At 36.6% G+C, this 13,558-nt stretch carries 10 protein-coding genes and 1 riboswitch; of the genes, 6 read left to right on the top strand and 4 right to left on the bottom strand.

All coding sequences use genetic code 11. The annotated features are described in order from the left end of the window. Positions 1–50 precede the first annotated feature (50 nt). The 6 genes from BUC25_RS01805 (at position 51) to BUC25_RS01780 (ending at position 10,151) form a co-directional block, all read left to right on the top strand. Positions 51–935, top strand: a complete 885-nt coding sequence (locus tag BUC25_RS01805; RefSeq protein ID WP_073199105.1) for an AraC family transcriptional regulator — start codon at positions 51–53, stop codon at positions 933–935. A gap of 63 nt (positions 936–998) precedes the next feature. After that, complete coding sequence (gene pelA / locus BUC25_RS19245) at positions 999–6,527, top strand: pectate lyase (protein ID WP_073199104.1); 5,529 nt, start codon at positions 999–1,001, stop codon at positions 6,525–6,527. Further along, a riboswitch (guanidine-I (ykkC/yxkD leader) is annotated at positions 6,513–6,609 on the top strand. Its footprint overlaps the gene before it by 15 nt. A gap of 47 nt (positions 6,610–6,656) precedes the next feature. After that, on the top strand, positions 6,657–6,986 hold the full coding sequence (locus BUC25_RS01795; protein ID WP_073199102.1) for a DMT family transporter: 330 nt from the start codon (positions 6,657–6,659) through the stop codon (positions 6,984–6,986). Continuing rightward, positions 6,987–7,298, top strand: a complete 312-nt coding sequence (locus BUC25_RS01790; RefSeq protein ID WP_073199100.1) for a DMT family transporter — start codon at positions 6,987–6,989, stop codon at positions 7,296–7,298. 113 nt (positions 7,299–7,411) lie between these two features. After that, a complete protein-coding gene (locus tag BUC25_RS01785; protein WP_073199098.1) occupies positions 7,412–7,783 on the top strand; it encodes a hypothetical protein in 372 nt (123 codons plus the stop codon). A 103-nt stretch (positions 7,784–7,886) separates the two neighbouring features. Beyond that, the gene (locus BUC25_RS01780; RefSeq protein ID WP_073199097.1) at positions 7,887–10,151 is read left to right on the top strand and encodes a glycoside hydrolase family 3 C-terminal domain-containing protein; all 2,265 of its coding nucleotides are present in this window, start codon (positions 7,887–7,889) and stop codon (positions 10,149–10,151) included. Between the two features lie 141 nt (positions 10,152–10,292). Here BUC25_RS01780 and BUC25_RS01775 read toward each other — a convergent pair whose 3' ends face one another. The 4 genes from BUC25_RS01775 to trhA form a co-directional block, all read right to left on the bottom strand. Beyond that, positions 10,293–10,715 (bottom strand): DUF3995 domain-containing protein, encoded by a 423-nt coding sequence (locus tag BUC25_RS01775; RefSeq protein ID WP_073199095.1) that lies wholly within the window; start codon positions 10,713–10,715, stop codon positions 10,293–10,295. After that, positions 10,715–11,290 carry a TetR/AcrR family transcriptional regulator gene (locus BUC25_RS01770; protein ID WP_073199093.1) on the bottom strand — a complete coding sequence of 192 codons (576 nt, stop codon included), beginning with the start codon at positions 11,288–11,290 and terminating at the stop codon, positions 10,715–10,717. Before BUC25_RS01770 ends, BUC25_RS01775 begins: the two co-directional genes overlap by 1 nt. A gap of 88 nt (positions 11,291–11,378) precedes the next feature. Continuing rightward, positions 11,379–12,521 carry a TIGR04053 family radical SAM/SPASM domain-containing protein gene (locus BUC25_RS01765; RefSeq protein WP_073199091.1) on the bottom strand — a complete coding sequence of 381 codons (1,143 nt, stop codon included), beginning with the start codon at positions 12,519–12,521 and terminating at the stop codon, positions 11,379–11,381. A 240-nt stretch (positions 12,522–12,761) separates the two neighbouring features. Further along, the gene (gene trhA / locus BUC25_RS01760) at positions 12,762–13,409 is read right to left on the bottom strand and encodes a PAQR family membrane homeostasis protein TrhA (RefSeq protein ID WP_073199089.1); all 648 of its coding nucleotides are present in this window, start codon (positions 13,407–13,409) and stop codon (positions 12,762–12,764) included. Between the last annotated feature and the right edge of the window lie 149 nt (positions 13,410–13,558).

The following is a 13,558-nucleotide window of genomic DNA, read 5'->3' as shown; positions in this document are numbered from 1 at the left end:
TATAATCAAAAATGAAAACGTTTACTAAAGTGTGATAGGAAGGTGGTACAATGTTGGTTCAGAAGATAAATAAAAAAAGACAGCAAGTAGATGTTCCTGACTTCACCATCCAACACAAGAATGATAACAAAACAATAAGGGATTTTCATGCACATCCTGGTTATGAAATCGTATGGGTAAGGAATGGAGAGGCGAAATTCATTTTTGAAGAAAAGGTTTATCATTTAAGGAAAGACGATGTTTTATTTTTTCGCAGTTCTGCATTTCATCGTGTTCGTTTGCTGGAGGAGACTCCATATGACCGTGTGATGATTATGTTCACCGATGCTTTTTATCCCTTGGAGCAACCTATTTTTACGGCCTTTAAACAGCTGTTAGATCATTCTAATTTCCCTCATCGTTTATTACATCTAAAAAGACAATGGCATGATGAGACATTTCATCATATTATTCATCAATTATTAAAAGAAGACATGAATCAACATAAATGGCAACAAAAAAATGCCTTAAACCTCTATCTAACAGAATTGTTGCTTTTCTTAGGAAGAGAAGTACACACTACATATGATCACTCATCAGAAATTACCGCGAAATGTAATGAAATAAGATTGCAAGAAAGGATTTTAAGAGAAATAAATTTAGTTTGGGACACGTCCTGGCAATTAAATGAACTAGCTGACAAATTACATTTCAATAAATACTATTTGTGTCATTTTTTCAAAAAGGAATTTGGTCTAACGATACATCAATACATTTTAGAAAGAAGAATGTACGAGGCAAAGAAACTACTGGTTGAAACGAATATGCCAGTCACTGACATTGCGGCTAAAATCGGTTTTTCAACCTCATCCAATTTTATTAGGTGTTTTAAGCAATATCTTCAAATAACCCCAAAGCAATACCGTGAAGAAAAACGTAGGGAGTGGTTTTTATAAAAAAATGAAAAGTTAGTTTTATGTCGGAGGAAGCCTAATTAAATTCAGAGAGGACGAGAATATATGAAGTTAAAACGAATCAGTTATTTGTTTATTATTTTTATGCTTACATTGACAACTGTATTTTCATCGATGCCACTTACATTAGTTAAAGCTGATCCTAATTTTAACAACGTTGTTATTTTTGAAGAGAATTTTAATGATCATACGACAGACCAAATACCTAATAATTTAGATGTTTCAGAAGAGGGTGGAACTGTAACAATTGCAGAAACTCCAGATGTAGTAAATAAAAGTGTTTATTTAGAAGATACAAGTGAGACTGACGATGTTCAAGTATCTAGAAGTTTTGAAGAATTAACGAACCAGGTCACTATTGAAATGAAGTTTATGCAACCAAGCTATACAAGCTCTACCAAAATAATGCGCCTCAAAGGTGATGGTACTTCTGTTATTCTTGAAACAAAAGATGGGTTCATAGCTTACAGAAACAGTGATGATTCGTATGAAAACCTAGTAGAGGTAGAAGAAGGACAATGGTATAACATTAAAGCGGAAGTTAATTTAGAAGAAAAAACGGTAAATATTTATATTGATGGAGAACTAAAAATTGAAGGTGCTAACCTTTACGAAGATGCTTCTCAAATCAACTTTTTTGAATCATTTACCCCCGGTAGTAAAGCGTTAGGACATTATTTGGATGACATTCGCATTTCACATATGGAGGAAGTGGAAGTAGAAACACCTCCTGTAGGAACTACTGTATTCGAAACAGATTTTAATGAAGAGGTCGTTGATGAAGTACCTTCAAGTGTTACGGTTTCAGAAGGAGGAGGTACTGTAAGGGTAAAAGAAGTCCCATCTTCAGAAAATAAAAGTGTTTTCTTAAATGATACAAGTGATGATACAAATGTTATTTTAAGTAAAAATTTTGAAGATGTAGAAGGTGTTGTTACTGCAGAGATGAAGTTTATGCAACCAAGCTATACGAGCTCTACAAAAGTAATGAGAGTAAAAGGTGATGCGACACCCGTAATTATCGAAACAAAAGATAATCATATCACCTATCGAACAGGTGATCATTATGAACCTTTAATAGAATTAGAGGAAGAAAGATGGTATCAAATAAAAGTAGAAATAGATTTAGATCAGCAATCTGCTAATGTGTATATTGACGATGAGTTAAAGTTAGAAGAAGCAGCATTAATTCAATCAGGAACAAAAGTGAATTTCATCGAATCTTTTACTCCAAATAGTGGAATGAAAGGTCATTATTTGGATGATATAAAAATAACCGGTCAATTACCTGAAGACGAACCTACAGACCCGGTGGAACCGCCAACAGAACCTGTCGAGGATGGAACAGGAGTAATTTATGAGGCAGAAAATGCGGAGATAAGTGATGCTATTATTGATAATCAGCATGCTGGATTTACAGGTAATGGTTTTGTTGATTATAAACCAAATGCGCCTGGTGGGTGGGTCGAGTGGATTGTAGATGTGCCAGTAGATGGAGAGTATACATTAGATTTTCGCTATGCGCATGGAGGTACCGATTTACGACCTGCTGAAATTCTTGTGAATGACGAAGTAATAGAAGAATTACCATTTGATCCTACTGGAGGTTGGGCAACCTGGGAATATACTTCGACAAAAGTAACCTTAACCAAAGGAGAAAATGTAATTCGTGCGACCGGGGTAGGACCAAGTGGTGGCGCAAATATTGATCATTTAAAAGTATATATCGAGTTTGATCAAATTTTTGAAGCGGAAGAAGCAGAACTGGAACCAGAGACGGTCATTATCGATAATAAACATGCCGGCTTTACTGGAACCGGATTTATTGATTATGCCCCAAACGCACCTGGTAGTTGGGTAGAATGGACAGTTGATGTTCCGGTTGAAGGAACGTATACATTAGATTTTAGATATGGACACGGTGGAACAGACGAGCGTCCTGCAGAAATTAAAGTAAATGACGATGTGGTGGAAGCGGAATTGGAATTTAATCCAACTGGTGATTGGGCAGGATGGCAATATACAACCATGACGGCGGAACTTCAAACAGGAGAGAATAAAATTCGTGCGACCGGAGTAGGACCAAGTGGTGGTGCTAATATTGATCATTTACGTGTCCATAACACCTCTTCTTCCGATGATCAAGGACCGATTGACGTTGAGGAGACAGAAGTAGAAGAGGTAGCAGGTGGTGTCTTACTGAAAAAAATGAAAGAGCTTGGTATTGTTGTCGATACTCTGCCAGATGAAGAAGAATCGATTTCGCGACTTGCATTTTTCGCCTTGGTCAATCAAGCCTTAGGGATAGTGCATGAAGAAGAATTTAAAGTATCCAGTAACAGCGAAGATATTTGGGAGACCTCTAGTGCAGAATGGTATACCTATGTTTTAGAAACAACTAAAGAACTAGGTTATGCAGATGATCTTGTGGAAAATGGCAATATTTATCCTGAAGAATCAATTACATGGAACGAAGCCATTCAGGTTATGAAAGAAGTGACAGGAGAACAGTATGAAAGATCTTCTGAACTAGCCTTGACATGGGGAGAAGCAAAAGAACTAATAACTACTGTAGATAGTGAACAAGATTCTGTAGATATAGCAGGCGCACATGCGATATCCAATAATGTGTTAGTAGTTACACTTAACGGTACTTTCAATGAATTTTCCTATTCGGACTTGGATGTAGTAGTACCTACTCGAAAATTGGAATTATTGTCACCAGGCTTTCAAAATTTAAGAATAGACAAAGCAGCTAAAGCAACGAACCGTTTTGGACAGACGGTAATTGTCATGCATAGTCAGGATCAATGGAATGAGTATGCGGAATATCCGTTAGAAACTGAGGAAACAAGGTTTTCAGGAGATCTAGATACAGCGATCGAAGAAGCGGATAACTTGTTGACTTGGCAAATGGAGCATGGCGGGTGGACAAAAAATTGGTCCCATATCTATACACGTCCATGGGATGGCGAAGAATCGCGTTCTGAATGGGTAGAAGATGGTGAAGAATTAGGTACGATTGATAATGATGCGACTATTTCTGAATTGTTATATATTGCGCAAGTGTACCAGGAAACAAAGGAACCTAAGTACAAAGATAGTGTGGAGAAAGGTTTAGAATTTTTGTTTGACCTTCAATATGATACAGGCGGGTTTGCACAAGTATATCCTAGAAGAGGAAATTACTCTGATTACGTCACTTTTAATGATGAAGCAATGATTAATGTGTTAGAACTAATGGAACTTGTAGCAGAGCAACGATATCCATTCAATGATGACTTAATAAGTGAAGCGGATGTTATAAAAACAAAAGCTTCTATAGATCATGCCGTAGATTATATTCTAGAGGCACAAATTGAAGTCGATGGTGAGCTAACTGCTTGGTGTGCTCAGCATGATCCATATACGTATGAACCAAGAGGAGCACGAAGTTATGAACATCCTTCTATCTCAGGACAGGAGTCAGTTGGGATTATACGATATTTGATGACCCAACCACAAACAGAAGAAATTGAACAAGCAGTTTTGGCAGGACTGGAATGGTTGGATGAAGTGAAACTGGAAGGAATCAGATATGTGAGTGGTGATCCTAATAATGAATACTTTGTAGAGGATGAGAATTCTACTGCCTGGTATCGTTTCTATGAAATTGGCACGAACAAACCGATTTTTTCTGGTCGAGATGGTGTGATTAAACACGACATCATGGAAATTGAAGAAGAAAGACGAAATGGTTATTCGTGGGGTGGGCATTGGGCAACACAGTTACTAGAAATTGCACAGACAACAGGTAACTATGAAGATAAAGTATTTGTTCGTGTAATTGGTAACGAATCTGTAGACGTAAACGGCAAAACATTAACCGAAGATCAAGTGAAAGTGTTAGAAGGACAGACGAAGCAAATGGAACAAATTGAAAGCAATATAATTGTAGCGAAAGATGGTTCAGGTGATTATGAAACTGTTCAAGCAGCAATAAATGCGGTTCCAGACAACAACAAACATCCTGTCACCATTTTAATAAAAGAAGGTACCTATAAAGAAGTGGTTACTGTACCAGCGAATAAACCATTTATTACGCTAATTGGTGAAGATGAGACAACAACTGTTATCACGTACGATAATTATGCTGGAAGAGATAATGGTGTTGGTGGAACTTTAGGTACAAGTGGAAGCGCAAGCGTATATTTACGGGCAGATGATCTAAAAATCGAAAATCTCACACTGGAGAATTCTTTCGATGAGTCGATGGATGTGGAAGGTAAGCAAGCAGTGGCAGTCTATGCGAGTGGAGATAGGCAATACTTCAAAAATATTCGTTTTATTGGGAATCAGGATACTTTGTATACCCATTCTGGTACTCAATATTATCGTGATGTTTATATTGAAGGGGACGTTGATTTTATTTTTGGTGGTGCAAGTATCGTCGTTGAAGATTCGATTATTCACTCATTGGATCGAGGATCAGATTCAAATAATGGATACATCACAGCGGCTAGTACCTTATTGTCAGAGCAATACGGTATGTTAATCAAAGATAGTACATTTACTAGTGATGCGTCTGATGGAACGGTTTATTTGGGGAGGCCATGGCCTGCTGGAGGTAATCCAAATGCCAGAGGCAGTGTCGTAATTATGGAAAGTGAACTAGGAGCGCATATTAAAGAAGAAGGCTGGACTTCTATGAGCGGATTACAACCTGAAGAAGCAAGGTTATATGAGTATGAGAACGAAGGACCTGGTGCCGTCATTAATGCGTCCCGTCTCCAGTTGTCAGATGAAGAAGCTGCGGATTGGACGGTTCAAAATGTATTAAAAGGTTGGGATCCTTATACAATTGATCCAGATGAAGAGGAACCAGATGAGGGTGAAGAGTCAGAGGATGAAAATCCAGGAGAGAATCCTGAAGAGGAGCCAGAAGAACCTGGTGAAGAAACTCCAGATCAGGATAAGGAAGAAGAACAAGATGAAGAGGACAAGGACACTGAAAAGCCAACACCAAATGGTGATAAACAAGAAGTATCTATAGATAAAAAAGTAAAAGTATCCGCGAACATGGAGATTAATATCAAAAATTCAAATTCAAAAGTGATATTACCTGAAGACCTTCCCGAAGGAACGACTTTAATAATAAAAAAGGCAAATCCAGTAAACTTAGATGGTTTAATCGTAGCTGGGGATGTATACACTTTTGACTTCACATTTCCTCAAGGCTACGAAGATTATACAGGTGAATATCAATTAATATTGTCATATAATCAAGCTGATTTTAATCCAGAAGATGTTGCCATTTACTATTATAATGAAGCAACAAACAGTTGGGAGCGGATGGATGGAGAAGTGAAGGATGGTGTTATTACTACTACTGTAAATCACTTTTCCACTTATGGAGTCTTAGCAGAAAAGCAGATGGAAGAAGGTACAGAGCAACAACAACTAAATGAAGATAATACGAAGTTACCTGATACGTCAACAAATATATTCAACTGGTTGTTATCGAGTGTAATATTGATTTTACTTGGAAGTTTAATTTGGTATACTGTTAATAGACGAAATAAAAAAGTTTTCTAGGGTTCCGCAACAGCAAGTTGGTCTGGTCCGAGAGAAAACTCACAGTATTGCTGTGACACGGAGGGACAAAAGCCTGGGAGAATCTAATTTTCTCTTAGGCTTTTTTATTTGTAAGAAAGGAGAATGTTCATGTTAAAAGAATGGATCAAAATTATAGTAGCGGCATTTTTTGAGGTTTTATGGGTCATTGGCTTAAAACATGCAGACCAACCACTAGAGTGGATTGGGACGGTAATAGCTATATTTATTAGTTTTTATTTTCTTATAATGGCTGGTGAAAATCTCTCAGTTAGTACGGTTTATGCTGTATTTGTTGGACTTGGGACTGCTGGGACCGTTATTTCTGGTCTATTATTTTTTCAAGAAGACATAAGTATGGCTAAACTAGGACTTATTTCACTTCTGTTGGTAGGTGTGATTGGTTTAAAGTTATCAGATTCAGAGGAGGATTCCGTATAAATGGATTGGTTTGTATTAATTTTGGCCGGGTTATTTGAAATGTTTGCTGTGATGATGATGAATCAATGGCATCACGATAAAGCAAAAGTTTCCTTAATTCTGATGATCGCTAGCTTTGCTGCAAGTTTTTTCTTTTTATCTCTTGCTATGAAGTCATTGCCTATGAGCTTGGCATATGCGATCTGGACAGGGATTGGTGCTGCTGGGGGCGCTTTAATTGGAATACTCATTTATAATGAATCTAAAAATCCGAAAAGATTGTTCTTCTTGGCTTTGATCATCGTATCAGTAATAGGTCTTAAAATATTATGATAAAAAACGACATAAAAAGACAAATTAAAATGGTGATATTGAACTAAATGTGTTATAGTTAGTTGAGAATAAATACCTAGTCCTTTAAAAAGGCTTGTAAGGAGGAGTTTCCTGTGCGCTTCAGTGAACTTGTAAAAAGTATTAATCATTCTACTGAAAATTTAGATCTTGTCACAGCGAGAAAGTATATAGAAGAAAATATAGAGCTTTTAAAAAATAAAAAACATCTCTTAAATCATAATGCCAGAGAGATTTTGGAATTTATGATCAAACGTCAGGATGCTGGTTATAGAACATTAGATAAGAGAGAACTGGCGACACTTCGAGCGATTAATATGTATGCAGAAAAGTTCGACGTTAGAGGGATAAAGATGATTATTAAAGAGAAACCAAATCTTTTGATGGAGAAAGAAGCGATCGGTTATTTAAGTAACGACTCAAAAGTAATATTAATTGGAATGGGTGTATTGAAAAAAGAAGCGTAAAAACTGAACAAATAGCTGTTCAGTTTTTTTATGCGTGAAGAAAGCAAAGGTAGTGTGATTCCGTTATAATAAAGTAAGCGGTATCAAATAAAGGAGGTATATTATGCAAGAGTATGTAGATAAAATAAAAGATATGAAATTAGAAGAGAAGGCAGGCTTATGTTCTGGACTGGATTTTTGGCATTTGAAAGGAATCGAAAGGTTGGATATTCCATCAATAATGGTTACAGATGGGCCACATGGCTTGCGAAAACAAGCAGAGGGTGCGGATCACTTGGGGATTTATGATAGTGTCCCAGCTACTTGCTTTCCATCTGCGGTCGGACTTGCTAGTACATGGGACAAAGAACTAATCTATCAAGTAGGTGCAGCACTGGGCGAAGAAGCACAGGCAGAAGAGGTTGCAGTGCTGTTAGGACCTGGAGCAAATATTAAACGGTCACCACTTTGTGGGAGAAACTTTGAATATTTTTCAGAAGACCCTTACTTATCTTCCGAAATGGCTGCCAACCATATTAATGGGGTGCAAAGTCAAGGTGTAGGAACATCACTTAAACACTTTGCTGCAAATAATCAGGAGCATCGACGTATGTCAACAGATGCTATTATCGACGAGCGTACGTTACGAGAAATATATTTAGCAAGTTTTGAACAAGCTGTCAAAAAAGGCCAGCCTTGGACTGTCATGTGTGCTTACAATAAGGTGAATGGTGAATATGCGGCTGAAAATCATAAACTTTTAACCGAAGTTCTCAGAGATGAATGGGGATTTGAAGGCTTTGTCGTGTCAGATTGGGGAGCTGTTAACGAGCGTGTAGATGGTTTAGAGTCTGGACTTGAGTTAGAGATGCCTTCAAGTAATGGTGTCAATGACAAGAAAATAATTGAAGCTGTACAGAATGGTGAATTGAAAGAAGAAACTGTTGATATAGCAGTTGAGCGAATTCTTAATATAGTAGATAAAGCGATTTCTAATAAAAAAGAGAATGCACATTATGATAAAGAGGCCCATCACCTGTTTGCTAGAAAAGTAGCAGCAGAGGGTATCGTTTTATTGAAAAATGAACAGAATGTATTACCATTGACTAAGGATGCTAATATTGCAGTTATCGGATCTTTTGCGGATAAACCACGTATTCAAGGTGGCGGTAGCTCACACATAAATCCAACTAAAGTCGATCGTGTCATTGATGAGGTTAACATGTATAGCTCTGCCACAACATTTGAAGAAGGTTATGATGTAGAAACCGACAAAGTCGATGACTACAAAGTAATTAAAGCTCAAAAAGCTGCCAAGAATGCAGAATTTGCCGTTGTATTTGCAGGTTTACCTGATCGCTATGAGTCAGAGGGATATGATCGAGATCACTTACAGATTCCTGAAAATCAGCGGTTACTGATTGAAGCTGTCGCTGAAGTACAACCAAATACAGTAGTTGTTTTAAGTAATGGGGCACCAATTGAAATGCCGTGGTTGGAAAATGTAAAAGGGGTTGTTGAAAGCTACCTAGGTGGACAAGCATTTGGTGGAGCGGTAGCAGATGTATTATTTGGAAAAGTAAATCCTAGTGGTAGATTAGCAGAAACTTTCCCTGAGAAATTAAGTGATAATCCTTCTTTTTTAAATTTTCCTGGTGAAGGTGACAAAGTAGAATATAAAGAAGGTATTTTTGTTGGTTATCGCTATTATGACACAAAAGAACTTAAACCTTTATTTCCATTTGGATATGGTTTAAGTTATACGACGTTCGACTATAGCGAACTTAAAGTGAATAAGAAGGAAATTGCTGATAACGATAATGTAGAAGTATCTGTGAAAGTAAAAAATACAGGAACTATTGCAGGTAAGGAAGTTGTGCAGTTATATGTAAATGATGTTGAAAGCACAGTTAATCGCCCTTTAAAAGAATTAAAAGGTTTTGAAAAGATATATTTAGAACCAGGTGAAGAAAAAACAGTTACCTTTCTATTAGATAAACGGGCATTTGCCTACTATAATGTAGAAATTTCAGATTGGCATGTGGAAACAGGCGATTTCAACATTATGGTCGGAACGTCTTCACAAGAAATTTTATTAGAAGAAACAATTAAAGTAGCAAGCACGGTCGAATTACCTTTTACTATTCATCGCAACACTTTAGTTGGTGACTTACTAAATCATCCTAAATTAGCTCCAGTGGCTAAAGAGCTTTTGTTGAAAAATAATCCATTTGGTGGGATGGACGAGTCTGAAGGGGAAAATGATGCACCTGAAATGATGGAAGCAATGATGCAAAACATGCCACTAAGAGCAATGGTCAACTTTAGCATGGGTGCCTTTACCAATGAAATGCTAGAGCAAGTAATTAAAGATCTAAATAACGTTTAAAAAAAGTGTTAACGCTCAGAAACTGTCCGATAAACGGATATATCGCCCAAAACAAGAGAGAAAGTCGGCCCCTTTTGTCCAATAAAGCAATATATCGACCAAATCAAGAGGAGAGGCTTCTTTCTGAGCGTTTTACCTTTATTAATACACCCATGAAATCATAAATATTAGTCCTAGGTAAATGCAAAGGGGAGTGTACAATTTAGTATCGTAGTTAGAAAAGCGAGTATGTTTAACCTTCTTTGTAATGCCAAAATACTTAAAATCGCCAATTGCTCTAAGAAAAAATATGACAGCAATAAGGATGCTCGACCATTTTGTAAAGGAGTTTGAAGGGAGAAAAGATACTAAATTGTTCTGTGCTAACAATATAAATGACATACTAATCAAGCCTATTGCAACAATCAACGTTTCAAACCATTTAGGTGTAAATGTGTACCCACCTGCCGTTTTTTTAGGGATTACAGCTTTGACCCCCCATTTGCCGCCAAATACCCAATAAAGATGTAAGATGCTTATTAAAACTAAGATAAGCACTGTAAAATAGATCAATATTAGTTCCATTATTCAATGCCCTCCCAAACTACTTCAAACTGCTTTTCAAAAATAGTGATAATACTTTCGTTTTTCTCATTATTTACAGACCAATTAACTAAAGTATTAAAGTAGATTCCTACGAGTACGGATGAAATTGTCCCTGAAGCAAAATGAGTATTTATTGTATTATTTTTCTTTGCATTTTCAATTAAGTCAGTTAATGTCTCTTCAAAAATGTTTATATTTGTTGATTCATTTTTAAAGGCAGAACGGATCGTTTCGGAAATGGTGAGTTTGAAAAGGTCTGAATTGTTTAGATAAACGGATATAAGTTCTTTGAAGATGTTTAGGAGCTGTTGTTTGATTTTGAGATGCTGATATTTTTGTGCAATATCTTGAAGTAAATCATCTTGTGAATTTCCTAAATATAACAATACATGCTCTTTCTTTGGAAAATAATTAAAAAAGGTTCCTTTAGCAATACCACAGGATGATGCGATTTTTTCAACCGTAACATTTTCATAACCGTACTCCTTAAATAATTCAATAGATTTAAGAAATATTTGGTTTTTTAGTTCTTTTTTTCTTTCTTCTTTTAACATGGAATTACTCTCCCTTCACTAAAATGACCATAGTCAATTTATGACTGTGGTCATTTTATCGTTAAAACCTTATTTTTACAATTAATACTTATATCTGATTTTTCTTTTTACGCATCACTTTTGGTATATACACACAATAAGGTTCACTTTCTAAGTAGTCTCCTGTTGCGGCATACGCTCTGGAACGTGAGCCACCACAGACGTGCCGGAATTCACATACACCACATTTACCTTTATACTGGTCAGGGTCCCTTAGTTGTTTTAGTATAGGAGATTCGCGATAAATTTCAGGTAAGGCTTGTCCTTTGACATTTCCTACTTTTATCGGTAATAAACCACTAGGGTAAACATCCCCAATATGTGAAATAAAGATAAATCCATTACCATCATTAACTCCTTTTGGTGCACGGCCTAATCCATCCACCGTCCCTGTAGCACCTTCCATTAACACATTTTGAAATTCAATATCGTCTTTAGCAATTTTTTGCTCGCGAGCCTTGTGTTGTAACACGACTCTTCGATAATGTTGTGCGGCTGTCGTTTTTATATCAAAATTTACAGTTTTAGAAGTCTTATACAACCAACGGAAAACTTTCTCGTGTTCAGCAGGGGAAATCATATCCTTGTCCTGTCCCCGTCCTACTGGAACTAAGAAAAACACACTCCACAGTACCACATTTAATTTCTCCATTAGTTCTCTCATTTCCTCTAAGTACTCGATGTTATATTGGGAGATAACCGTATTAATTTGCAGCGGCATTTTTAGTTCATGTAAATATTGAATGGCTTCAATCGTACGATCAAAAGATCCTCTTGTTCCTCTGAAAAAGTCATGTATTTCTTTATTGGGGCCATCAATACTGAAAGCCCACCTGGATAATCCTGTGTCCTTCGCCTTTTTCATTGTATCTTTGGTTACATTTGGAGTTGCTGATGGTGTCATTGACACTCTTACTCCTTTTTTTACTGCATACTGAACAATCTCCAATAGATCGTCACGTTCTAATGGATCCCCTCCAGTAAAAACTAGGAGAGGATTATTCATTGATTGGATTTGATCAATAAGAGTCTTAGCTTCATTTATATTTAATTCCCTTGGATCCCGCTTATATTGTGCATCTGCACGACAATGAAGACATTTTAGCGCACAAGCACGGGTCACTTCCCAGATAACAATAAAAGGATCTTTTTGGTAATCCCTCGGTTGAAAAAATGGTGCGTTGCTGATCATATAGAACCCTCCTGACAGGCTGATACTATACATTTTATCGGAAATTTTCATCGTATAGTGTGATTAAATGCACAATCATCGGACCTTTTTCAATAAAAATTGATGGTTAATGTTGGAGTGATTGCACCGTTATTTCTGCATACCAAAAACCCCCACTTCAAGCTCCGAAAAAATGGAAGCTCAAGTGAGGGTGAACGGTCTTTACTTCATTGATAAATTTGGCTGAACATAATTAAAATCTCAGTTTATCGGCAATACATAAATCAAAACACAGAAAAAATGTGCGATCGTTCCAGCTAATACAAATAAGTGCCATAATGCATGGTGGTACTGGAAACCACGCCATACATAGAATACCGCTCCGACCGTATAAAGTACGCCACCAATCACAAGCAGCATTACACCATTAGGATGCAAATTTTCTACTAGCGGATTCCATGTTAATACAATTAACCATCCCATTAGTACATAAAGAATAGTTGAGAAAAACAAGAACTTTTTAACGAAGAATGCTTTAAAGATTGTTCCTCCAATAGCTAGTCCCCAAATGATTCCAAAAAGAGTCCATCCTAATGTACCCTGTATCACCACAAATAAGAAGGGGGTGTATGTACCTGCTATAAAAAAATAGATGGATGAATGATCCAATATTTCAAAAATATTTTTTGCTCTTCCTTTTGGGAGGCTATGTAACAAAGTAGAAGAGGTATAAAGTAAAACCATCGTCACTCCGAATATAGTAAAACTTACGATATGCCATGCTGTTCCATATAAAGAGGAATAGACGATTAATATAACTAATCCTGCTATGCTTAAGACCATTCCGATACCATGTGTGATAGAATTGGCCACTTCTTCTTTCACAGAAAATTCATGCGTTGAACCCATATATTGACACGTTCCTTCCAATAATCTTAAACAATTACTGTAATTATCACGACACTAACTGTTCATACTATATTATCTTCCTTCTAAAGTTGAAATGCAAGTGATCGAAATGTGAAGAATACTTCAGTCTCATCGTTTTTTTAACCACT

This window comes from Gracilibacillus kekensis (assembly GCF_900143085.1).
Lineage (GTDB): Bacteria > Bacillota > Bacilli > Bacillales > Amphibacillaceae > Gracilibacillus > Gracilibacillus kekensis.
Note: the sequence above shows the minus strand (reverse complement) of the source record. Positions and strands in the feature narration are given on the sequence as shown.